The organism is Gordonia terrae (genome assembly GCF_051789125.1).
In the GTDB taxonomy this organism is placed as follows: Bacteria; Actinomycetota; Actinomycetes; order Mycobacteriales; family Mycobacteriaceae; genus Gordonia; species Gordonia terrae_A.
The window spans coordinates 2,779,392-2,802,018 of the sequence record NZ_CP196526.1 but is presented as its reverse complement, the minus strand read 5'-3'; the positions used below and the strand labels follow the sequence as shown (position 1 = coordinate 2,802,018).

The window sequence follows — 22,627 nt, the reverse complement described above, 5'->3', positions numbered from 1 at the left end:
CGCGGTAGCGTTGCTCGCCATGGGACGCGTAGACGGCAAGGTTGCGGTGATCACGGGCGGTTCGCGGGGGATGGGTGCCGAGCACGCCCGAGCCCTCGTCGCCGAGGGGGCGAAGGTGGTGATCGGCGACATCCTCGACGACGAGGGCAAGCAGCTCGCTACCGAACTCGGAGACGCGGCACGCTATGTGCATCTCGACGTCACGTCACCGGAGGACTGGCAGGCCGCGGTGACGACCGCCGTCGACGAGTACGGCAAGGTCAACGTCCTGGTGAACAATGCGGGCATTGTGAACGGGTCGACGATCCAGAAGTTCCGGCTCGACAAGTGGAAGCAGATCCTCGACGTCAACCTGACGGGGACGTTCCTCGGTATCCAGGCCGTCGCCGACCTGATGATCGACGCGGGCGGGGGGTCGATCATCAACGTGTCCTCGGTCGAGGGATTGCGCGGGAGTCCGTGGGCCCACGGTTATGTCGCCACCAAGTGGGGGGTACGGGGCCTGGCCAAATCCGTTGCGCTGGAACTGGCTCCGCACAACGTGCGGGTGAACTCCATCCACCCCGGTCTCATCCGCACCCCGATGACCGAGGGGATTCCCGAGGACATGGTCACCGTGCCGATGGGCAGGGCGGCCGAATCGAGCGAGGTGTCGACCTTTGTGGTGTTCCTCGCCAGTGATGAATCGTCCTACGCCACCGGTGCAGAGTTCGTCATGGACGGCGGGCTCAGCGCCGACGTGCCGCACAAGTGAAGGCCCACACCAGCACGACCATCCCGACGAGTTCGACGAGCGTCTGAGCGATCACGGTCGCGGCCGCGAGTTCGGCGCCGACCGGCAGTGCCAGGGCGAGCGGGAGGACGACGAGTGAGTTCCGGGTCGCACCCGAGAACACCGCCGCGGTGGCCGACGCCGGGGCGAGCCGGAACAAGCGCGTCATGACCAGCCCCACGAGGGCCATGACGACGAGAAATGTCGCATAGACCGGGATCACGCCGGCGATGTCAGCGAATCGTGAGTCCACCCGCGGCACCTGGGAACTCACCGCGACGAACAGCACGCCCATCATGAGCGGCACCATCGTCGTCGCGGCTCCGTCCTGCAAGCGTCGCCCGACCGGTGATGTGCGCGACCACATCTGCGTGATCCAGGCCAGTGCCAGGGGCGACACGATCAGCACCAGGAACGCCCAGACGAACGGGCCGGGATCGATCACCGAACGGCCGTCGCCCAGCAGCAACGCGAGGTACAGCGGCGCCGCCAGCATCTGGACGACGAGCAGGATCGGGGTCGCTGCCAGCATCCGTCGAGCGTCCCCGCCGGCGAGGCCGGTGAACACGACGACGTAGTCGACGCAGGGACACAACAGCACCAGCAGCGCTCCGAGACGGATCGCGTCATCGGCAGGTAGTACGAACGACAACGCCGCCACCACCACCGGTGCGACACAGAAGTTCAGTACGAGAACCGCGGCCAGGAACCGTCGGTCGCGCATCGAGTCGAGCAGGTCGGCGAACCGCACCTGCAGAAAGGTCACGTACAGCAGTGTGGCGACGAGCGGGGTGATCGCGACGGCGAGGACCTCCGCGGGTTCGGGTGCGGACACGCCGAGCACGAACCCGGCGACGATGGCGCCGAGGTAGAGCACGACCTGATGCCGTTCGAGGCGATCGACGACGGTCTCGGGCTTGCGCACCGCATCATTCTGCGACACGGGCCCGTGGATCACCGACACCCCGACGGCGGTGTACGGCACACTCGACGCGTGGCCACCCCGTCCCGCCGAAACGGCGTCGTGCTTCTGGTCACGGTGGCCCTCCTGCTGATCGGGGTGAACGTCCTCGCGCACCGGGTCGACGGCGCGGTGGCCGTGGTGATCGTCCCGGTGGCCGCGGCGGCGTCGGTTCTGGTGGCACGGGCAGGTGGCCTGGGGTGGCGCGACCTCGGGATGAGTCGATCAGAACTGCGCGCGGGCATTCCGTTCGCGGTCGCCTCGGTCATTGTGGTTGCGGCAGTCGTGTCGACGGCGGTCGCGATTCCGGCGACGCGCGAGTTCTTCCTGTCGGACCGCTACGACGATACGTCCGACGCCCTCCTTGCCGCATTCGTGATCATTCCGCTGCAGACGGCGATTCCCGAGGAGATCCTGTTCCGCGGTGTCCTGCAGGGTGCCCTGGGCAGGGTGTTCGGCCCGATGGTGACGCTGCTGGCTGGGGCGGTCGCGTTCGGACTCTGGCACATCCTGTCCTCGACGGGGTTGACCGCGGGCAACGAGGGCCTGAGTGATGTGCTCGGTTCGGGAGCCCTCGCCCAGGTCGCGGGGATCGCGGGTGCCGTGGTGGCGACCGGGGCGGCCGGTTTCGTGCTGGGTTGGCTCCGTCAGCGCACCACGAGTCTGCTGGCACCGATCGCGCTGCACTGGGCGATCAACGCGACCGGCGCGATCGGCGCGGCGGTGGCGTGGCAGGTGTCCTAGACGGCGCCCGGTCCCGGATCAGGCGGTCCCGAAGATCCGGTCGCCGGCGTCGCCGAGTCCGGGCCGGATGAAACCGTTGTCGTCGAGCTCGCGATCGACCCCCGCGGTGAAGATCGGCACGTCGGGGTGCGCGCGGTGCAGGACCGCGATGCCCTCCGGGCAGGTCAGCAGGCACACGAATTTGATGGACTTCGGGGAATGTTCCTTGATGCGATCGATCGCAGCGACCGCCGAATGCCCGGTCGCCAGAAGCGGATCGACGACGACCACGTCCCGTTCCGACAGTTCCGACGGCATCTTGAAGTAGTACTCGACGACGACCATCGTCTTCGGGTCGCGGTAGAGCCCGATGTGGCCGACGCGCGCGCCGGGTACCACCGTCAACATGCCGTCGGCGATGCCGGCGCCTGCTCGCAGGACGGCGGCGAACACGAGCTTCTTGCCGTCGATGACGTTCGCCCGGGTGGACTCGAGGGGGGTGTCGATGGTCACCTCGTGCATCGGGATGTCCCGCAGCACGTCGTAGGCCATGAGAATCGAGATCTCGTCCAGGAGTCGCCGAAAATCGTTGGTGGACGTGTCCTTGCGGCGCATCAGGGTCAGCTTGTGCTGCACCAGCGGGTGATCGATGACGGCAACGGTGCCCATGGATTCCTCTCGGGGTCGACCGACCTCCAGCACGTGCGAGGTTCGGGATACGACTGACGGTGTTGTGGCTAGAAGACGGTGCCGGTGCTTCGTATGGACAACGGCGGCAGTCCGTTTCGGAGTCGTGCGGCGAGGAGGCGGCCGGCTGCCCAGGTGCCGCCCTCCAGGACGCACGCGAGCGGCATCGCGGCCGGATCCGACCCGAGACGGTCCCGGACGCGATCGGCGAGCTCGTCGAGGAGCGCGACGGTCAGGGCTCGCCACTCGACGATGAGCTCGTCGTCGACGTCCCATTCGCGTGCCGCACCGGCGTCGTCCCGGAGTGCGAGCACGCCGGTGTCGAGCAGGAGCCCGCCGTTGCGGTACTCGGGCAGGCCGGTCAGGTCGTCGAGCCCGGTCACGTCGACACCCGCCCAGACGAACGGCTCGAGCATCGAGTAGGTCAGCCACTGCGACAGCTTGTGGAAGGGCACCCACCCGGCCGTGAGTCCGGGTCCGGTGACCGCGTCGTGGCGCCAGCAATCGCCCAGTGGGTGGGACCCGATCATGTTGGGCGTCGGCCAGATCGGGCCCAGGTGTTCCAGGACCGCCTGGAGTATGTCGGATGCCGGCACCCGGGAGCGACCGCCCCGTGTGAGGTGATCGAACAGCCCGCCGGGCCGTGCGTCGGCGCCGAAGATCTCGGGGCGGGAGGCCAGCACGCGGCCGAGGCCGCGCAGGAGGTCGACGCGTCCGGACAGGCCGGCGAGCCGGTTGTCGTCTGCCACCTGGAAGGCGGCGCTGAGCGCGTCGACGGTGATCGCCTCCAGTCCGGCGGCGTCGGCCTGCAGTGGTCGTGTCGGGTCGCTGGAGAACAGACCGGCACCGAAGGCCTCCCAGCTCGCGACGCCCAGACCTTCCGAGCGTGCCAGTGTGAGCCCGTTCGAGTCGCGGTAGCTCCAGTCGGGTCCGGCGCCGGCGTCGAGCAGCACGCTGACGAGCACGATGTCGATGAGGGTGCGGCTGCGTTCCGCTCCCTCGGTGGCCGGAAGCCGGTCGTCAAGAGTTGCCAGACGGTCGACACCCCCGGCTTCGAAGTGGCGCCAGCGGCTGTGGAACGGTATGTCGCCGTGAGGATATCGTGTTCGACTCGTGTCGACGACGAGTTCGGCCGCCGGGTCCAGAAAGGAGTCGTGCACGGTGAACCACGACGACTCGCCGGTCCGTGCCCGATCGAGCAGCTGACGCGCCCGGTCCCGGATCGTCGCGGTCGAACGCAGTAGAGCGACAGCCTCGACGGCCTCCAGCCCCTCAGGGGCAGTCGATTCGACCGGGGTCACTCCAGCCCCCGGCCCTTGACCTGGCGTAGTTGATCGGCATCGGGGACGGGTCCCGGCGTGAAGTAACCGGCGGCCATCTTCGCGTCGATCTCGACACGTGCGTCGGCCGGTACCAGCTCGTCGGGGATGTTCACCCGTTCGCCGACCTCGATCCCAGCGCCGGTGATCGCGTCGTACTTCATGTTCGACATCGACACCAGGTGATGGATCTTGGTGATCCCGAACCAGTGCAGCACGTCAGGCATCAGTTCCTGGAACCGCATGTCCTGCACTCCGGCAACGCATTCCGTACGGGCGAAGTACTGGTCGGCGGTGTCGCCGCCGACCTGGCGCTTACGGGCGTTGTAGACGAGGAACTTGGTGACCTCGCCGAGTGCCCTGCCCTCCTTGCGCGAGTAGGAGACCAGCCCGACACCACCGTTCTGTGTGCCGCGGATGCATTCCTCGATCGCATGGGTCAGATACGGGCGACACGTGCAGATGTCGGAGCCGAACACGTCGGATCCGTTGCATTCGTCATGGACGCGGGCGGTGAGTTCGACCGACGGGTCGGCGAGATCGCGCGCATCACCGAAGATGTAGACCGTCTGCCCGCCGATGGGCGGCAGGAACACCTCGAGGTCGGAGCGCGTCACGAGCTCGGGGTACATCCCGCCGGTCTCCTCGAACAGGACGCGGCGCAGTTCCGCCTCCGAACACCCAAACCTCTCGGCCACACCGGGGAGATGCCAGACGGGTTCGACCGCCGCCTTGGTGACGAGCGCCGCGCCATTGGGCAGCAGGGTCTCACCGTCCGGCACGAGGCGACCCTTCTCGATTGCCTCGGCGATCTCGGGCAGGATGACGTGCGCCTTCGTGACGGCGATGGTGGGTCTGATGTCGTAGCCCCGCCCGATCTCGTCGGGGAAACTCTGCGCCACCGTGGCGCCCCACGGATCGAGGGACACGATCGCCCGTGGATCTCGCCACTGCGGGTAGGGCCCGATGTGGTCGGTGGGCGAGGTGTTGGTGAGGTCGGCACGGTGTTCGCGGGCCAGCGCCCCCGCGGCGACGGCCAGCGCGCGGTAGACGCTGTAGGACCCGCTGTGGGTGCCGATCACGTTACGGTGCCCCCGCGTGACCGTGGTCCCGATGACGGGTCCGCGTTCCGATGCCGTCGCGGCACCCCAGCGGATGGGCGGCGCATCTATACCACCGCTGTGTGATGTCAGTCGGATGTGACCCAGGGACTTGTGTTCACCGGACATCATCGTCGTCCTCGCCTTCTGCCGCGACGATCGTCCGCCGCGCGGGGAAAGCGCCAGCATAGTTCCGGATCGTCGTCGCCGCCCGTCGAAGCGAGATGACTGCAAGGCGGCGGAGGTCGGTTGTGAGATGTCCCCGGGCGTCCGGCCTTCCGTCGTAGGATCGACCCATGTGCCCGCGACGTCGACTCGAATAGGTGTCGCGATGTCTCAGTTCGACGAGATCGTCGACGAGCTCTACGGGTTGGCTCCCGACGTGTTCGTGAAACGCCGCAACGAGCTCGCGAAGGCGGCCAAGGACGACGGCGATCGCGACCTCGCCGCACGTGTCTCCAAGCTGCGTCGGCCGACCCAGTCGGCCTGGGCCGTCAACCAATGGGTGCGGGCGAACCCCGACGACAGCGCCCTCATCGCCCAGCTTGCCGCGGATCTCTCGGCGGCGCAACGCCGTTCGGCGGCCGACAAGATGCGCGAGCTGTCGCGGCGCAGACAGCAACTGCTCACTGCCTCCGCTGACGGCATCGCCCGCACGGCGGCTGACTTGCGGGTCACGCTGGCGGACAGCGCAATTCGGGAGGTCACTCAGACACTGCGTGCCGCGGTGGCCGACGAGGAGGTCCTGGACCAGCTCATGCACGGTCGGTTGGTCACCGCCGTCGAGTACAGCGGTTTCGGGCCGGCCGGTGTGTTCGTCGTGCCGGATCCGGTCGTCGCTGAGTCGTCGAAATCCGAGGCGTCGCACCCGTCGCCGGCGTCCAGCACGGACACCGAGGGGCCCGACGCGGACGAGCGGGCAGAGCAAGCCGACAAGGCCCGTCGCGAACTGGAGGCGCACCTGGCGGGTGCCGAAGAAGACGAGAAGGCCGCGCGGGCGACACTGACCGAGGCGTCGCGGGCGGTGGACACCGTGTCGGCTGAGATCGACGAACTCGCCGGAGCGGCGCAGGAGTTACGCGAGAAGCTGGCGCGGTGCGAGGAGGAGCTGCGATTTGCCCGGCAGCGTCTGGCCGCCGCGGAGCGCGGGCGTTCCGAGGCGAAGGTGGGGCTGCGGGAGGCGGTGGCATCGGCCAACGACATCCGCACCGCGCTGGCCGAGCTCTGATACCGGACCTGAGCGTGGCAGTTCAGGGCCGGATCAGGTGGAAGCGGGTCAGCTCGGTGGTTCCGGTGAGCGCACGTCCCCAGTAGCCTCCCCGGCCGTCGGGTCGGAGTTCGTCGCGCACGAAACCTAGAGGTGTTCCGGAATAGTCCACGACGATCACCGGCGCGCCGTCCTGCACGGACCTGCCCGGGTAGACCGCTCCCGGAAAAGCCCAGCCGATGGCCGTGTCGTTCACGACGGAGGAGCCGGTGAAGTTCTTGCCGTACCAGAGCGTGTTCGCGATCGGCTGGCCCGGCACGTCGCCCTGGTAGTAGCCGCTCGGTATCGCCGGGGATGCGTGCGCGACCGCCGGTGAGCCGAGTGCGATGCCTGTCAGCGCAGCGCACGCGGCCGCCGCGGCACCGAGATGCGTTATGCGAGATCTGTGTGAGGTGTCCATGGATCCATTGAACGCCTCTTCGGCTCTCGGCGGCCGGCGGTCGTCAGGCCATTCAGGGCGAGGGCGACCAGGTCAGAGCACGCGCAGGGAGTCGTCGCGTCGCAGGACGAAGAAGTAGGGAGCCGCCGAGCCCTTCAGGTCCATCGCGCCGAGCACGGCCTCGTCGGAGAGACGGTGGAAGACGTCGTTGATCGGCAACTGGTCGTAGACCATGGTCGCCGTGTCGGTGCCCCGGTACCGAGTGGTCCGCAGGCGGGCGCGGGCTCGTCTGGTTTGGCTGAGCAGCCGGGTGGCGGCGATCGGGGTCGCGAAGGACATCGATTTGACTCCGGGCGCCTTCTCGGCGATCCCCAGTCCGCCGAAGGCGATCGCCGGGTTCATCGCCCAGAGTGCGGATCCGTCCCGCGTGGGGAACAGCAGCGGGTGCACGGTCTCGGCATCGACGAATTGCTTACCCCACCAACCGCTGGCCGCGAGGAACCCGTCCAGGGGATGCCCGGTCGGGAGCTCGGCTCCGCGCCAGGTGCCGATCATGAAGTCGGCATCGACGGCGGGTGACGAGTCGAACAGGTCGAGCGCCTCCGCGGTGTTCGTCGGAGTGGTGGGCAGGAGTTCGTGGACATGCATGCCGTCGATGGTACGTGCAAAGAGACGAGATCTGAAGATTGTCGCAAGCTGGCAATAGGACCCTGGTTGTCCTCGATCGGGGGCAGAGTATCTCCCATGTCTTCAGAGATTCAGGTGACCTTCGACTGTGGTGATCCGGCGGCGCTGTCCGCCTTCTGGGCGGACGTGCTCGGGTACCGAGTGCAGGACCCGCCCCCGGGATTCGACACCTGGGACGCGGCGCTGGAAGCGTTCGGTGTTCCGCCCGAGCACCGCAACGACGCATCGGGTGTCGTCGACCCCGACGGGCGTGGCCCGCGCCTGTTCTTCCAGCGGGTGCCCGAGGGGAAGGCGGCGAAGAACCGTGTCCACCTCGACGTCCGGGCCGCGCCCGGGCTGGGCGGCGACGAGCGCATGCGTGCGCTGGAGGCCGAGGCGGCCCGGCTAGTCGCCCTGGGCGCCACGCGCGTCGAACGGCACGAGCCCGCGCCACCGATGAGCGGGGGTCACATCGTGCTCCAGGACCCCGAGGGCAACGAATTCTGTCTGGACTAGTGCTGTCGCGGCGACGGCGCGCCCTGGTCGCGTTCGGCTGCCGCGACGTCCGGCGTCAGCGCGAGGTGCCCCGCTGTGCCCAGCGTCCCGTCGAGGTCGGGTTGCTCGAAGGTGACCTGGGCACGTCTGTCGTCGACGGCCAGGATCGCGATGGTGTTGCCGAACAGTGGTCCAAGAGTGTTGTGCCAGGCCACCGGCAGCTCCGGAGACCCCTGTCGGCGGACCCAACGCCGGACCCCGGCGGCCAGCCGAGCCGACCAGCCGAGCCGGAACACCACCTTGATGTACGGCGGGATCTCGTTGTGGACCGGCGAGCAGACCAACTGGTGGACGGCCGCGCGGGTCGGCTCGGGGAAGTCGGCCCGGGCCGCATAGCTGTGGTGGACGTCGCCGGACAGGACGCTGACCGTCGCGGGACCCGAGTCGCGGTCGGCCACGGCGCGGATCATCTCGCTGAGGCGGACGAAGGAGTCGAAGAACGCCGGCCAGTGCTCGAGGTCGGCGCCCTGTCGGATCTTCTCGGCGAGGCGTCCGCGAAGCCCGCGCCGCCGGGCGCCGATCTCGTTCATGGTCTCAACGTCCCCGATGACGGGCGGCAGCAGCCACGGGAGCGACGATCCGAGGACCAGATGGTCCACGCTGTCGAGGTTGTCGGCGACCTGCTTCTCGATCCAGTCGAACTCTATGTCGCTCAACATCTTTCGAGTTCCTCCGGCCAGGATGCGACCGTTCCGCGAATCGATCATGATCAGCCTCGTGGCACCGAGGTCCCATCGGAAGCTGAAGCGGATCCCCTTGGTGCCGTCGGTCTCGTGATCGGCGCGGTCGGCGAGCTCGACCAGATACGGCCAGCAATCGCCGTCGATCTCGCGAACGCGGCGATAGTCGGCGGAGTCCTCCAGCTCGGCGGGGGAGAGGTTGCCGAGGTGCTGATACACCCAGTACGACGCAAGACCCGCGCGGATACGGTCCCGCCACCACGGCTTCTCACTCATCTGCTGCCGCCATGTATCCGAGGTGTTCCAGTCGTCGCGGATGTCGTGGTCGTCGAAGATCATCGCGGTGGCGACGGTGGACAGGATCCACCGGATCTCCGGATCGCCCCATGTGTGCCGGTACAGCCCCTCGTACTCCTGGAAATCGACGACCTCATCCGACGGGCCGGTCGCCGACGTCCGGCTCGAGGCGAGCGACTCCTTGACCTGTGGGGTCAGTTCGTCCGCGTACACCTGATCGCCGAGCAGGATCAGCGTGTCGGGCCATTCCTCCACGGGGAGGCCGCGCATCCGGATGGCGTAGCAATCGAGGGCGTCGAGGCCCAGTTTCTCGTCGATCTTCGGGTCCTCGGCTCGCGGGTAGCGGCACGAGCCGAACACGAACCTGTGCCGACCGGCGGTCTCGGGTCCGCGGGTGCGGATCACACTCGGGGGGAAGTCCGACTCCGGCAGCGGCCACTCCGGCGCGCCGTTGACGTGAACCTGATATTCGGTGACGGTGTCGGGTTCCAGCCCCGTCACCTCGACGAGCGCGTAATGGTGACCGCTGACCTCGAAGGTGCCCGCGGTGTGGCCGAGGACCTCGACCTCGGCCGGTTCGTGGGTCTGCACCCAGACCAGGGCGGACGTCTCGTCGACGTGTCGCAGGATCGGACCGAGAACCAGTGCCATCCGATCAGCCTAGGCCGCGCGGAGTTGTTTGTCCGCGACGACGGAAACCGATGAGTTTCGCCGGTCCGGACGGTCGGACCTCTGACGCCCGATCAGAGGGCCGATCGAACCGTCACCGAGAAAGCGGAGGGCTCACATGGTCATCGTTGCCGGACGTCTCGAGGTGGACGCGCAAGGACGCACCGCCTACCTCGACGAATGCGCGGAGGTGGTTTCGGCGGCGCGCCGCACACCCGGCTGCCTGGACTTCGCGATCTGCGCCGACCCGGTCGACCCGAATCGGATCAACATCTTCGAGAGATGGGCCTCGCAGGCAGCCGTCGACGCATTCCGGGGCGAGGGCGTCGGCGAAGCCCAGAGCGCGGCGATCCTCTCGGCGGTCGTGGCCGAGTACGACGTGTCGGACGTCCGCGTCCTCGCGGGTGAGCCCGACTGAGGTCAGATGAGGCCCAGTGCCAGCATGGCGTCGGCAACCTGGGTGAACGCCGCGATGTTGGCCCCCGTCGCGTAGTTGCCCGGTACGCCGTAGTGGTCCGCGGTGTGCAGGCAGTGATCGTGGATGCCGGACATGATCTCGGACAGCCGGTCCTCGGTGTGGGCGAATGACCATGAATCCCGAGAGGCGTTCTGCTGCATCTCGAGTGCGCTCGTCGCCACCCCGCCCGCATTCGCGGCCTTTCCCGGCGCGAAGCTGACGCCCGCTTCGTTGAAGAGGCGGACCGCTTCGGGGGTGGTCGGCATGTTCGCGCCCTCGGCGACGATTTGGCATCCGTTCTTGATCAGCTGCGCCGCGTCGACGCCGTTGAGCTCGTTCTGCGTCGCGCAGGGGACCGCGATGTCGGCTGGGACGTTCCACAGCGAACCCGACTCGACGAACGTGGCCGTCTCACGACGCGCGCGGGCGTAGTCGGCGACCCGGCCGCGCTGGACGTTCTTGATCTCTTTGAGGAGTTCGAGGTCGATACCGCCCTCGTCGACCACGTAGCCACCCGAATCCGAGCAGGCGACCACGCGCCCGCCGAGTTGCTGCACCTTCTCGATGGCATAGATGGCGACGTTGCCCGACCCGGATACGACGACCGTCTTGCCGTCCAGCTTGTCGCCGGCGGCGGCCAGCATGTCGCGGACGAAGAACACCACGCCGTACCCCGTGGCCTCGGTACGGACCTGCGAACCGCCCCACGCGAGTCCCTTACCGGTCAGGACGCCGGACTCGTACCGGTTGGTGATGCGCTTGTACTGTCCGAACAGGTAGCCGATCTCACGGCCGCCGACCCCGATGTCGCCGGCAGGCACGTCGGTGTACTCGCCGATGTGCCGGTACAGCTCGGTCATGAATGACTGGCAGAACCGCATGATCTCGCCGTCGGAGCGTCCCTTGGGATCGAAGTCGGCCCCGCCCTTGCCGCCGCCGATGGGCAGTCCGGTGAGTGCGTTCTTGAAGATCTGCTCGAAGCCGAGGAATTTCACGACTCCCAGGTAGACGCTCGGGTGGAATCGCAGACCGCCCTTGTACGGACCGAGTGCCGAGTTGAACTCGACCCGGAATCCCCGGTTGATCTGGACCTCGCCGTCGTCGTCGACCCAGGGCACCCGGAAGATGATCTGACGTTCGGGTTCGGTCAGGCGCTTGATGATGCCGGCGTCGGCGTAGTGGGGATGCTTCGCCAGGACCGGGCCCAGGCTGTCGAACACCTCGCGCACCGCCTGGTGGAACTCGGCCTCGCCGGGATTGCGCGCGACAACCTGCGCGTACAGATCGCTGATCTTCTCATCGAGCACGGCCACGGTGGCGACCACTTCCTTCTCCGATTTTCACGAGTGGGGCGGGTGCACGACACCTCGGTCGCGTCACCACCTCGCACCCTATCGATCGACAGAAAATGGCTTTCCCGGCGGTCGCCGAACTTCATCTCGCGTCCGGGATGTGCGCCTGCTCAGCGGGGGATGTCCAGTGCTCGCGCCATGGTCGGCCAGGCGCGGTGCAGGTCCTGATTCCAGTAACCCCAGGAGTGCAGGCCGGCACGGAAGTCGTAGGTGATGTCGACCCCCGCGCTATCCGCACGGCGTTTGAAGCTGTCCGTGCACCGCGCGACGACGCCCTCGAGCACGCCACCCACCGGGGAGGCCAGACCGGCCACGCCGAGTGCGGGATCGGGAAGGCCGTTGCCGACTGCGACATAGACGGGCTTGCCCCGTAGGGCCGCGACGTGGTCGGCGGGGTTGTGGGCGTCCCAGGTCGAATGCGAGAGCGGACCCCACATGTTCTCGGGGTTACCTCCGCGGGTCGTCACCGACGTCGCTGTCGCCTGCCGGAACTCCGGGGTCCCCTGGTCGAGGCACCCACTGAACGCGACCGCTCCGCGATAGAGATCGGGATGGCGCACCGCGATCGACATCGCGCCGAGCGCCCCCATCGACAGCCCGCCGATGACGTTGCCGCCGTTCCCGCGGAAGCGTTTGTCGATGAGCGGTGGCAGTTCCTCGGTGAGAAAGGTCTCCCACATGTTCCGGCCGAGCACGGGATCGAGCTTGCGCCAGTCGGTGTAGTACGACCCGGTTCCGCCGATCGGCATGACGACATTGACCTGCTTGTCCGCCATGAATTCCACGATGTCGGTCTGGAAGGTCCACCCGCTCTGGGTGTAGTTGGTGTACACGCCACCGTCGATGCCGTCGAGGAGATACACGGTGGGTCGCGGGCGGGTGCTGTTGCGCGGCACCAACACGCTCACCCGGACGGGCCGCTTCATGGCGGCCGAGTACACGGTCATGGTTGCCCGGGCGGGCGTCGCCGACGAGACCGCGAGGACGCGGGACGACTCGCTGAGCCTGGCCGGGGCGGCCGACGATGGTTGTGGCGCAGCGATACTCGCGACAACGGCGATCAGAAACGCGCAACTGAGCCCGGCGGCCCTCTGCCACGATGACACTGCTTGGTTCCCCCTCGGAGCACATTCCGACGACCCTGCTCGACGACACGCCCCCACGGTCGACGTCGGCGACAGCCGTGTCGGTCGAGATGAACCGACGCGGAGCCGCCGACACATTAGAACAGGTTCGGTGGCGAGGTGTGAAGTGGGCAGTGCCGGTGTTTGTCGCCCTGGGTCGCGGGTACCCGACCATGTCCGGGCTGAGCACAGTCTGGATCGAACGACATTCGGAATCGAACGACACTGGAAGGCAGGTGCTCTGTGAGCACATATGTGACCGCGAATCCGACCACCGGCACGACCGACAAGGAATTCCCCGGACTCCAGGACGGCGAGGTCGCGGGTCTTGCCGAGCGCTCGCTGGCGGCGTTCGACGACTGGCGGGCCACCTCGCCCGCTGAGCGGGCGGCCACGTTGTCCCGGACCGCCGACCTCTACGAGCAGCGGGCCGAGGAACTCGCTTCGGTCATCACCACCGAGATGGGCAAGCCGGCGAAGGAGGCGGCGGGGGAGGTGCAGCTGGCTGCCGACATCTATCGCTGGTATGCCGAGCACGGCCCCGATCTACTCGCCCCGGAGGCCCTCGACCCACAGGGCGCACAGGAATCCGTCGTGCAAGTCGCACCCATCGGGCCGCTGGTCGGGGTGATGCCGTGGAACTACCCCTACTACCAGGTGGCGCGCTTCGTGGCGCCCAACCTGCTCGCCGGCAACACCGTCATCCTCAAACACGCCTCGATCTGTGCGGCGTCGTCGGCTGTCATGGCCGACATCCTCCATGACGCAGGTGTCCCCGAGGACGTCTACATCAACACCTACGCCAGTAGTGACCAGATCGCGGAGCTTCTGGCCCACAACGCGATTCGTGGCGTGTCGCTCACCGGCAGCGAGAAGGCGGGCGCCGCGGTGGCCAAGGTCGCGGCCGAGAACCTGAAGAAGTCGGTGCTCGAACTGGGTGGGTCGGACCCGTTCATCCTGCTCGATTCCGACGACATGGAACGCACCACCACGATCGCGGCGCGGGCGCGACTGTCGAACGCAGGGCAGGCGTGCAACTCGCCCAAGCGGTTCATCGTCATCGACGAGTTGTACGACGAGTTCGTCGACGGGGTGGTGAAGCAGTTCGAGGCGACAACGGTGGGCGATCCCGCGGATTCGTCCACACGGATGGGCCCGCTGTCCTCGCTCTCGGCCCGTGACACGGTGGCCGAGCAGGTCGACACGGCGGTGAAACAGGGCGCCACGCTGCGGACGGGTGGCAAACCACTGGACCGCGACGGCGCCTTCTTCGCCCCGACGGTGCTGACCGACATCACCCCCGACATGGACGCCTACGCCGAGGAGATCTTCGGGCCGGTCGCGATGGTGTACAAGGTGTCCTCGGCCGACGAAGCCGTCGCTCTTGCCAACGATGTCGAGTTCGGCCTCAGTGGTTCGGTGTGGAGCGACGACATCGACAAGGCCGAGAAGGTGGCGGACCGGCTCGAGGTCGGGATGGCCTATGTCAACGAACACGGCACCACGCTGCCCGGCCTTCCCTTCGGCGGGGTGAAGCGGTCGGGCTACGGACGTGAACTGGGGCGTTGGGGCATGGGCGAGTTCGTCAACACCAAGTTGCGTCGTACCGCGGCGAAATGAGTTGTCGCCGAGTACTACTGCGATGAGCGAACCGACGGGCCGGCACCAGCGGGTGCCGGCCCGTCGGTGTGCGGGTGCGGTGGTCGCGGACGCAGCCCGTCAGCCGTCGGTGCCGCGCGCCCGTTCGACGGCCACGGCCACGCCGTGATGCCAGGGGACCCCGTGCCCCGGTAGAAGAGTGTCCGCCCCGGTGGCCGCCAGGGCGTCGAGAGACGAGCGATTGCGTTCCAGGTCGGCGGTTGCCGATCCGGCGATCATCCGCGGCCCGGTGGCCGCCGTGTAGGGGTCGAGCGTCACCAGGGCGTCTCCGGCGATGACCGCATTCCGCTCGGGAAAGTGCAGCGACACGTGACCGAACGTGTGCCCCGGCGTCGCGATCACCGTTGCGCCCCCGGGGAGAACGGCAGCGTCGCCGAATCGGGTCACGGTCGACGGGTCGACGCCGCGGACCGCGAGCGCACCGGCGACCGTCATCCGCCCCAGCAAGGCCAGGGATCGCGGGTTGCGCAGCGGCACACCGAAACGCGTCAGGTTCTGGTGGGCGTACCGGTAGGGGTGAGACGCCAGCCAGGCATCGTCGACATGCACGTGAATCGGCAGATGCCACTCCCTCGCCAGCCGACGCGCAGTGCCGACGTGGTCGAAGTGCCCGTGCGTGATGATGAGATCGGAGACCGAGTCGGTGTCGCGGCCCAGCTCCCGGATCGCGGTGACCAGCGCCTGGTATGAGCGTGGGAGGCCGGCGTCGACGAGAACCAATCGATCCCCGTCTTCGACCAGATACTGATTGGTGTGCGCGTACTCCAGGCGGTGGATGCCGGGCACGACGTCACGATGAAGGGTCATGATGCCGGGCATACCCCACGCGGCCACGCATCAACCGGGCCTACGGGTGAGGTGGAAGTTTGGACAAGACCGGGGGTTCCTGTAAGCGCCCCGGCCTCTGGCTCAACAAGCGGGTTACAGCACCGCGTGAACGTGATGCCAACACTAGCAGGCCGGTATGGCCGCCAACGAATCGGGCAGGTGGCTGGAGGGGATCAGTCGTCGAACACCGACCAGCACAGCTCGTTTCGCAACTGCTGGTCCTCGAGTACGAGATCTCGGATCTCGGGCGGGAGTTCGTCACGCTGCCAACGGCATTCGCGTCGACCGGCGTCGCGGGAATTCGAATCCCCGGTGGCGGCACGGACCGCCTTGATCGCGTACGCCGCCGCACCGAGGTCGTGGGAGGCAACGTGCGCGGTGACCGCTGCCTGACCTGCCGCATAGGCCGCGAAGCGTGCGGCCCCTCGGAGATCGCGAGCGGCTCCCATCGCGTGCCCGCCCGCCGCGCGAGCATCCATCATCGTGATCTCGCCGCGCACCCACCCACGAACCGCGGCGATGGCCTCGCGCGGGCGGTGGTCATCCGGACGCACAGCCTCGAAAAGGGGCAGCACGTGCTCCGCGCATGACGCCGCCCACAGTGCGAGCAGGTGATGGTCGGTATCGGTGAGCGATCCTCCGCGTCGAATGGTCACCAATCGTGGGTCCAGCACCTTCGGAAGGATCATCGGTCTGCCCTGTGCCGGGTCCCGCGGCCGTCTGTGGTCATCGGGGTCGGGTGATGCGCACCTCGACGTCTTCGGGTGCGAGCATCGTCGAGGGGTCGGCGACGACACCGACATGCACCGGGTGGCGCGATCTATCGGTCAGGGTCAGCGGCGCGCCGTCGGGCTGGAGGTGCTTGTTCCCCCACTCCATCAAGGACATCACCACCGGAAACAGGTCGCGACCCATGTCGGTCAACCGGTACTCGTGTCGCTCGCGCTGGCCCGCGTCGCGGTAGGGCACCTTGACGAAGATCCCGGCCTCGGTGAGCTCTTTGAGCCGGGCCGACGCCACTGCGTCGGTGACCCCGACGCGTCGACTGAACTGGTCGAATCTGGTCGCCCCGTAGAACGCCTCGCGAAGGATCAGGATGGCCGAACGCGTCCCGATGAGGTCGACCGCCTTGGCGATCGAACAGCCGGTCGCCTGCCAATTGTCCCGCTCGGCCAACGGTCCCTTCAGGTGCATCATGAACCCATTCTAGCCTGACTTGACATGACCATAGTCAGAGCGTAGACATCTGACTATGGCTGACAAAAGTCAGCTGTGGTTCGGGTCGGTCCTTTCACAGCCGACCGGTCACGAGGAGGTTCGGTCATGAGGTCTGCGGTCATCGTCGACGCGGTACGGACACCTATCGGCAAGGGAAAGGCGACCGGCGCGCTCCACGACGTGCACCCGGTGGATCTGCTGGCGCACAGCCTGCGGGCGGTCGTGGACCGCACGGGCATCGATCCCGCGGTGATCGACGACGTGATCACGGGGGTCGTCAGTCAGGTGGGGGAGCAGAGCTTCAACATCGCCCGCCGAGCGCTGCTTGCCGCCGGCTATCCCGAGTCGGTTCCCGGGGTGTCGGTCGATCGGCAGTGTGGCAGTGGGCAGCAGGCGATCGCCTTTGCCGCGCAGGGAATCATCGCCGGCACCTACGACGTGGTGGTCGCCGCCGGCGTCGAGTCCATGTCGCGGGTCCCGATGGGGTCGGCGGCATTCGGTACCGCCGACCTCAACGGACGCGCATTCGATGAGCGATACGCCGAAGGCCTGGTCGGACAGGGCATCTCGGCCGAACTCATCGCCGCCCGGTGGGGCATCTCGCGGCGCGCGATGGACGAGTTCTCGTTGCGTTCACACGAGTGGGCCGCGACCGCGACGAAGAACGGACTCTTCGACGACGAGCTGGTGGCGGTGGCGGGCCTGAATGCCGACGAGGGGATCCGCGTCGGCAGCACGCTCGAGGGGCTGAGTGGTCTGCGCCCCGCCTACTACGACGAGGCGATCGCCCGACGGTTCCCCGAGATCGGGTGGCAGATCACGGCGGCGAACGCCAGCCAGATCAGCGACGGATCGGCGGCGGTTCTCGTGATGAGTGAGGAGAAGGCTGCCGAACTCGGCCTGCGACCACGTGCGCGGGTACACACCATCGCGGTTGCGGGCGATGATCCGCTCCTGATGCTGACCGGAATCATCCCGGCCACGCGGAAAGCGCTCGCGCGCGGCGGCCTCGACATCGGCGACATCGACCTGTTCGAGGTCAACGAGGCGTTCGCCCCGGTCGTGTTGGCGTGGTCGGAGGAGTTCGGTGTCGACCTCGACAAGGTCAATGTGCACGGCGGCGCGATAGCGCTGGGGCACCCCCTCGGGGCCAGTGGTGCGCGCCTGGCCACCACCGGTCTCAACGCTCTCGAGCAGCGCGGCGGGCGATATCTCCTGCAGACCATGTGTGAGGCCGGCGGTCTGGCGAACGCCACGATCTACGAACGACTCGCCTCCTAGGTCGCGATGTCCGGACCCCACCGTGGTCGAGGGCGGCCGCTGTTCGAGGTTGCCCCTGTCGTTTAGGTGTTGCGACGGTGGGGTACCGGAGTGCACCGACGAGGCGTCGCTCCAATGCGTCGACGCCCGCAGGGCAGGGCGGGTAGCAGACGAGCCCGCCCGGCCGAGGATGGGACGCCGATGATGGGTGAGAGTACGCAGTCGCCGACCGACGGTGGGCAAGACGACACTGCCGGCGTCGACGACGCAATCGATGTACGGGACAGCGAGGACAGCAGCGGTGCGGGCCAGCGGGCCCCGCTCGTCGAACCTCCCCGGTTGCGCGTGGAGGAGGATCGGGCGGCCACCAGGCTCGAGCTGTTCTTCGATCTCGCCTATGTCCTCGTCATCCACCAATTGGCGCTGGCGCTCACCGACAGCATGGGCTGGCGGGGCGTGGGTGTGTTCGCCGGGTTGTTCGTGGTCACGTGGTGGTCGTGGGTGACCACGACGCTGTACGCCAACCGTTTCGACACCAATGACGTGATCTACCGGGTCCTGAAACTGGCCGCGACATTCGCGGTCGCGGTGATGGCCGCGGGTGCCGCGACCGCGGTCGGCGGCGACGGTACCGTGGCGTTCGGGGTGGGTTACATCACGACCCGGGTCATCCTGGCGGCGTTGTATTTCCGGGCTTGGCGACACATCGTCGAGGTGCGCGTCACGGTCGACATCTATCTCGCGGCCACCATCGTGAGTGCGCTGATCTGGACGGTCTCGCTGTTCATGCCGTCACCGGTCACCTACATCCTGTGGGCGGTGGGCATTCTCGTAGAGGCGGTGGCGCCCTTCGCCGCGACGCGCTGGGGCCCGGACGTACCGCTACACCTCGAACACCTTCCCGAACGCTTCGGGCTGTTCGTCATCCTCGTTCTCGGCGAATCGATCTCGGCCATCGTGCTCGGCATGAAGGACAGCCACTGGGCATGGTCGTCGACCGCGGTGGCAGCCCTGGGGTTCACGATCGCCGCCTCCGTCTGGTGGATGTACTTCGACATCGGAGGGGCCGAGGCCAAGGTCGAGATCCAAGAGGACGACAGTGCGGTGGGCAGCGGGCGGGCCGACGGGTACATCTACGGTCACCTGCCGCTCACCCTGGGTGCAGCTCTCCTGGGGGTGGGTATCGAACAGTATGTGCTCCACCCGATCGGTGAGTTGGAGTCTGCCGGGCGATGGATCCTGTGCGGCGGTATAGCGCTCTTCACCGTGGGGATCTGCTCGATTCTCGGGTGGAGCTCGGGCAACTGGAAGACCGTGGTCCCCTGGCCCGCGTTGGTCATCCCGGTGGTGCTCGTCGTGGGCGCCGTCGACAACGCTCTTCCGTATGCGTCGGCGGTTGTCCTCGCCGTCGGTGCCGTCATCGCCGTGGCGACCGGGGTCGTCCGGCGGCGGCGGAGCCCCGTCGAGACGACCGAGACCTGACCCCGGTCGACCTCGGGACGGCGCCTCGGCCCCGGGCCGACCGGGCTCAACGTCAATGACGCGGTGCCGCGTCGATGTGGTCTGTGTCGGGGCGCCGGTGATCGTCTGTGGTGGAGTCGCTCTCGGCGTGAAGGACCTCGACGATGCCGAGGTCGGCGAGCCGGGCCTGCTCCTCGACCGACAGTGTCTGGATGCTACCGATGCGGCGCGCCACATCCGGGCGTGTCCGGCGCAGGTAGAGGTACCAGCCGACCGCGACGGCCAGGATGGCCGCATACACCAGCGGCAGGACGTTGAACGGCCACTCGGGCTGCGGATAGACGTTGTTGAGGATGACGTAGCCGAGCCCGAGCGCGGCAAGACCGGAGACAACGGCGCGCACCGGTGTGAGGGCCTTGATCCGGTACAGCCAGATCGGCGTCGCGATGACCACGAGAAGGTAGCTGATCAGAAAGCCCCAGTTGGCCACGTAGGCGCCGTAGACGTCGAAGACCAGCCGACCGGCCGAGCTGAACGTCGCGACGACGGCGAACACCAGCGCCACCGCGCCGACGAGGAGGATGCCGACCCACGGCGTGCGGTACCGCGGGTGCGCCTGCGCGAGCACCTTCGGGAGGGCACCCTCGTGGGCCAGGGTGAACAATGACCGGGCGGCCGAGGTGGTGACAGCCGTGACGAAGACGATGAACGCGATGGCCACCGCCGCGCTCACGACCGGGTTGATCCACGCAACCCCGGTGTCGTCGGCGAGCTGGGGCAGGACGGCCTTGTCCCCGTCGAAACCGTCGAAGTGCAGCACCTGGGGGTAGGTGGCCAGCAGGTAGAGCACCCCGATGATCAGCACGACGCGCAACAGTGCCCGGGCGATTGTGCGGTGCGCATCGCGTGCCTCGGCGCCGAGCGATGCCACGCTCTCGAATCCTGCATAGGCACCCACGGCGGTGACCGCCGCGACGAATGTCGAACTGTCACCCAGGTTGGAGAGGCTCAATTGCTCGGCGTCGAACCGGAATCCGTAGGCCACATACGACGCGATGATGATGACGGCGATGGACACCAGCGCCAGCACCTCGAAGGCGAGTTCGTACCTTGCCGCGAGGGTCGCTCCCCGAAGTGGCAGGTAGATGCCGACTCCGACGACGATGACGACGAGGAGCAGCTTGAACCACGTTGCCTCGCTGCCCAATCCGATCTCGAACAGGAACGCGTCGACGTACAGTACGCCGCCGAGGGTGCCGGTGGTGGCGAAGCCGATGTATCCCAGCAGCAGGCTGGTGCCCGCGACGAACGCGAATCCCGGACCGAGACCGTTGCCGGTGTAGGTGCCCAAGGATCCGCTCGACACCGTGCGGCGGGCCTGGAAACCGATCGTGCCGGCGATCAGCAGAGCTATCACCAGTCCGACGATCGCCGCCCAGGCCGCCCCCTTGCCGGCCGCCGTGTACAGCGCGAACGGTACGACGGCAATCGCGACGCTCGGCGCCGCCGCGGCGAGCCCCTGGGCGAACACGCCCCAGGTGCCCAGCGCGTCCTTCTCCAGTCCTGTGGTCTCCGCGGACGTGAGGTTGCGTCCGCCGAGGGACAGTGTCGTCGGCGATGGTGCCGGCGAATTCGGGCCCGCCGGAGAATGCCGGGACGTGCCGGCATCGGTGGTCGGTGGGGTCTCCGCGGATGCGGTCATGACTCCCTGCTTTCTCGAATCGCGATGTCGTCGGAACACGCTGGCGCGCAGCTGTTTCGACGATGGCCGCGAGGTGATGAACGGTCGGGACCGAGTATGCGCGGATTCGGTCGCCGAGAAACTCGTTGCGCTCGCTGCGGTTCTTTCTCTCCGATTCGGCGAGGAGTCAGAGCGCCCAGGCAGGGGTGGGTGACGCCGCCCGGAGGTGGTCCCGCAGCGTGTGCGTGTCGTATTCGCGTCGAAACAGCCCGCGGCGACGGAGAATTGGCACGAGCTCGTCGACGATCACGTCCAGGCCGTCGACGAGAACATCCGGTTGGAGATTGAAGCCGTCGATCGCGCCGGAATGGAACCAGTCTTCGATGTGATCGGCCAGCTGCTCCGGCGTCCCGACAAAACCAGCATGTCCGGAACCGGTGTAGCGCGTCTGTTTGAGGTATTCCCGAACCGTCGGGTTGGTCTTTCTGATCTGGGCGACGATCGATTCGCGGAAACCCACACTGCCGGCGAAGGTCTGGAGGTCCGCCGGGGCGGCCAGCACGTCCTCGGGGAACGGCTCGTCGAGTTCGAGCTTGGTGGCGTCATAACCGATGGCCTGCGACAGCCATCCGAGGGAGTACGACGCCGGGCCGCGGTCGTGCAGGTCGTCGCTCCGCCGACGGGCCTCTTCCTCCGTACTGCCCAGGGACAACAGTAATCCCGGGAGGATCTTGACGTCGTCGGGGGAGCGGCCGGCGGCGCGGGCGAGACCCTTGACCAGGCGATAGTGTTCGATGGCCTTGTCCTGCGTCAGTTCGGCGGCGAACACACCTTCGGCAACCCGCCCCGCCAGTGCGCGACCCTTGGCCGAACCGCCCGCCTGGAAGAGCACCGGATGGCCCTGCCGGGAGGGTGGTACCCGCAGCCGCGTATCCACGGAGAAGAAGTCACCCCGATGGTGTACCTCCTGTCCGGTGGCGGCCGAATCCCAAAGTGCGCGAACGAGGTCGACGAACTCGGCGGCACGTTCGTACCGGTCGTCGCGGAGTGGGACATCGGGCAGGCCGAAGTTGCGGGCGGGTGCCGTACCCCGGCTCGTGACGATGTTCCAGGCGGCGCGGCCACCCGAGGCGAGGTCGAGCGACAGCAGTCGTTCGGCGAGTTCGACGGGATCGTTGAACGTCGTCGAGGCCGTCGACACCAGGCCGACGTTCTCGGTGACACCGGCGACGTGGCCCCAGTTCACCGTCGGTTCGAGGTGTGCGGGGTTGGCGTCGTGGGCGGGATCGCCGAGGGCCGGGACGTCGGCCAGGAAGAGGGCGTCGAGGGTGCCCCGCTCGGCCGCCGCCCCGATCCGTCGCCAGTATGCGGGGTCCACGAAGGACCGAGCATCGAGTTGGGGCGACTGCCACGCCGCGGGCAGGTAGCCGAGGACCAGCACGTTGATCCCGAGGATGACGTGTCCGTCGCGACGCTCGGTCATGGGTACTCCTGAGGATTGTGTCGGTGTGC

The 22,627-nt window shown here is 67.6% G+C and carries 22 protein-coding genes; 8 read left to right on the top strand and 14 right to left on the bottom strand.

All coding sequences use genetic code 11. The annotated features are described in order from the left end of the window. The first annotated feature begins 19 nt into the window (after positions 1–19). On the top strand, positions 20–754 hold the full coding sequence (locus ACSUZC_RS12800) for a glucose 1-dehydrogenase (protein ID WP_439028928.1): 735 nt from the start codon (positions 20–22) through the stop codon (positions 752–754). Here ACSUZC_RS12800 and ACSUZC_RS12795 read toward each other — a convergent pair. Continuing rightward, entirely contained in the window at positions 729–1,715 is a 987-nt protein-coding gene (locus ACSUZC_RS12795) for an arsenic resistance protein (RefSeq protein ID WP_439028927.1), read from the bottom strand. The genes ACSUZC_RS12800 and ACSUZC_RS12795 overlap by 26 nt on opposite strands. A gap of 51 nt (positions 1,716–1,766) precedes the next feature. On the opposite strand from ACSUZC_RS12795, the gene ACSUZC_RS12790 reads away from it, so the two are divergent. Beyond that, positions 1,767–2,477: a lysostaphin resistance A-like protein gene (locus ACSUZC_RS12790; RefSeq protein WP_439028926.1), complete on the top strand. Its 711-nt coding sequence runs from the start codon at positions 1,767–1,769 to the stop codon at positions 2,475–2,477. Positions 2,478–2,495: 18 nt separating this feature from the next. Here ACSUZC_RS12790 and upp read toward each other — a convergent pair whose 3' ends face one another. From upp to ACSUZC_RS12775, 3 genes are all read right to left on the bottom strand, one after another. Further along, on the bottom strand, positions 2,496–3,125 hold the full coding sequence (gene upp, locus ACSUZC_RS12785; protein WP_439028925.1) for a uracil phosphoribosyltransferase: 630 nt from the start codon (positions 3,123–3,125) through the stop codon (positions 2,496–2,498). Between the two features lie 68 nt (positions 3,126–3,193). Next, on the bottom strand, positions 3,194–4,444 hold the full coding sequence (locus ACSUZC_RS12780; protein ID WP_439028924.1) for a URC4/urg3 family protein: 1,251 nt from the start codon (positions 4,442–4,444) through the stop codon (positions 3,194–3,196). Further along, positions 4,441–5,691, bottom strand: a complete 1,251-nt coding sequence (locus ACSUZC_RS12775) for a GTP cyclohydrolase II (RefSeq protein ID WP_439028923.1) — start codon at positions 5,689–5,691, stop codon at positions 4,441–4,443. Before ACSUZC_RS12775 ends, ACSUZC_RS12780 begins: the two co-directional genes overlap by 4 nt. A 202-nt stretch (positions 5,692–5,893) precedes the next feature. On the opposite strand from ACSUZC_RS12775, the gene ACSUZC_RS12770 reads away from it, so the two are divergent. Further along, complete coding sequence (locus ACSUZC_RS12770) at positions 5,894–6,790, top strand: hypothetical protein (RefSeq protein WP_439028922.1); 897 nt, start codon at positions 5,894–5,896, stop codon at positions 6,788–6,790. 22 nt (positions 6,791–6,812) lie between these two features. Here the strand turns inward: ACSUZC_RS12770 and ACSUZC_RS12765 are convergent, their stop codons facing one another. Continuing rightward, positions 6,813–7,229, bottom strand: coding sequence for a hypothetical protein (locus tag ACSUZC_RS12765; protein ID WP_439028921.1), 417 nt, complete (start codon positions 7,227–7,229; stop codon positions 6,813–6,815). 72 nt (positions 7,230–7,301) lie between these two features. Further along, positions 7,302–7,856 carry a GXWXG domain-containing protein gene (locus tag ACSUZC_RS12760; RefSeq protein ID WP_439028920.1) on the bottom strand — a complete coding sequence of 185 codons (555 nt, stop codon included), beginning with the start codon at positions 7,854–7,856 and terminating at the stop codon, positions 7,302–7,304. Positions 7,857–7,952: 96 nt separating this feature from the next. Here ACSUZC_RS12760 and ACSUZC_RS12755 point away from each other — a divergent pair, with 96 nt between their 5' ends. Then, complete coding sequence (locus tag ACSUZC_RS12755) at positions 7,953–8,390, top strand: VOC family protein (protein WP_439028919.1); 438 nt, start codon at positions 7,953–7,955, stop codon at positions 8,388–8,390. Here ACSUZC_RS12755 and ACSUZC_RS12750 read toward each other — a convergent pair. Next, entirely contained in the window at positions 8,387–10,057 is a 1,671-nt protein-coding gene (locus ACSUZC_RS12750; protein ID WP_439028918.1) for an alkaline phosphatase D family protein, read from the bottom strand. The two genes, ACSUZC_RS12755 and ACSUZC_RS12750, sit on opposite strands and share 4 nt — an antisense overlap. Before the next feature lie 136 nt (positions 10,058–10,193). Here ACSUZC_RS12750 and ACSUZC_RS12745 point away from each other — a divergent pair, with 136 nt between their 5' ends. Continuing rightward, complete coding sequence (locus ACSUZC_RS12745) at positions 10,194–10,493, top strand: putative quinol monooxygenase (protein WP_439028917.1); 300 nt, start codon at positions 10,194–10,196, stop codon at positions 10,491–10,493. 2 nt (positions 10,494–10,495) lie between these two features. Here the strand turns inward: ACSUZC_RS12745 and gdhA are convergent, their stop codons facing one another. Beyond that, positions 10,496–11,845, bottom strand: a complete 1,350-nt coding sequence (gdhA, locus tag ACSUZC_RS12740) for an NADP-specific glutamate dehydrogenase (RefSeq protein WP_439028916.1) — start codon at positions 11,843–11,845, stop codon at positions 10,496–10,498. A 149-nt stretch (positions 11,846–11,994) separates the two neighbouring features. After that, positions 11,995–12,990, bottom strand: a complete 996-nt coding sequence (locus tag ACSUZC_RS12735; protein WP_439028915.1) for an alpha/beta hydrolase — start codon at positions 12,988–12,990, stop codon at positions 11,995–11,997. Between the two features lie 261 nt (positions 12,991–13,251). On the opposite strand from ACSUZC_RS12735, the gene ACSUZC_RS12730 reads away from it, so the two are divergent. Beyond that, positions 13,252–14,628 carry an NAD-dependent succinate-semialdehyde dehydrogenase gene (locus tag ACSUZC_RS12730; RefSeq protein WP_439028914.1) on the top strand — a complete coding sequence of 459 codons (1,377 nt, stop codon included), beginning with the start codon at positions 13,252–13,254 and terminating at the stop codon, positions 14,626–14,628. 99 nt (positions 14,629–14,727) lie between these two features. On the opposite strand, the gene ACSUZC_RS12725 is transcribed toward ACSUZC_RS12730, so the two are convergent. From ACSUZC_RS12725 to ACSUZC_RS12715, 3 genes are all read right to left on the bottom strand, one after another. Next, complete coding sequence (locus ACSUZC_RS12725; RefSeq protein ID WP_439028913.1) at positions 14,728–15,474, bottom strand: MBL fold metallo-hydrolase; 747 nt, start codon at positions 15,472–15,474, stop codon at positions 14,728–14,730. A 194-nt stretch (positions 15,475–15,668) separates the two neighbouring features. Further along, entirely contained in the window at positions 15,669–16,184 is a 516-nt protein-coding gene (locus tag ACSUZC_RS12720) for a putative immunity protein (protein ID WP_439028912.1), read from the bottom strand. A 37-nt stretch (positions 16,185–16,221) separates the two neighbouring features. Next, on the bottom strand, positions 16,222–16,692 hold the full coding sequence (locus tag ACSUZC_RS12715; protein WP_439028911.1) for a winged helix-turn-helix transcriptional regulator: 471 nt from the start codon (positions 16,690–16,692) through the stop codon (positions 16,222–16,224). 126 nt (positions 16,693–16,818) lie between these two features. Here ACSUZC_RS12715 and ACSUZC_RS12710 point away from each other — a divergent pair, with 126 nt between their 5' ends. Beyond that, positions 16,819–17,994 (top strand): thiolase family protein, encoded by a 1,176-nt coding sequence (locus ACSUZC_RS12710; RefSeq protein WP_439028910.1) that lies wholly within the window; start codon positions 16,819–16,821, stop codon positions 17,992–17,994. Positions 17,995–18,174: 180 nt separating this feature from the next. Further along, the gene (locus ACSUZC_RS12705) at positions 18,175–19,455 is read left to right on the top strand and encodes a low temperature requirement protein A (protein ID WP_439028909.1); all 1,281 of its coding nucleotides are present in this window, start codon (positions 18,175–18,177) and stop codon (positions 19,453–19,455) included. 52 nt (positions 19,456–19,507) lie between these two features. On the opposite strand, the gene ACSUZC_RS12700 is transcribed toward ACSUZC_RS12705, so the two are convergent. Both ACSUZC_RS12700 and ACSUZC_RS12695 read right to left on the bottom strand, forming a co-directional pair. Continuing rightward, on the bottom strand, positions 19,508–21,136 hold the full coding sequence (locus ACSUZC_RS12700; protein WP_439028908.1) for an APC family permease: 1,629 nt from the start codon (positions 21,134–21,136) through the stop codon (positions 19,508–19,510). A 166-nt stretch (positions 21,137–21,302) separates the two neighbouring features. Then, entirely contained in the window at positions 21,303–22,598 is a 1,296-nt protein-coding gene (locus ACSUZC_RS12695) for an NtaA/DmoA family FMN-dependent monooxygenase (RefSeq protein WP_439028907.1), read from the bottom strand. Positions 22,599–22,627 lie beyond the last annotated feature (29 nt).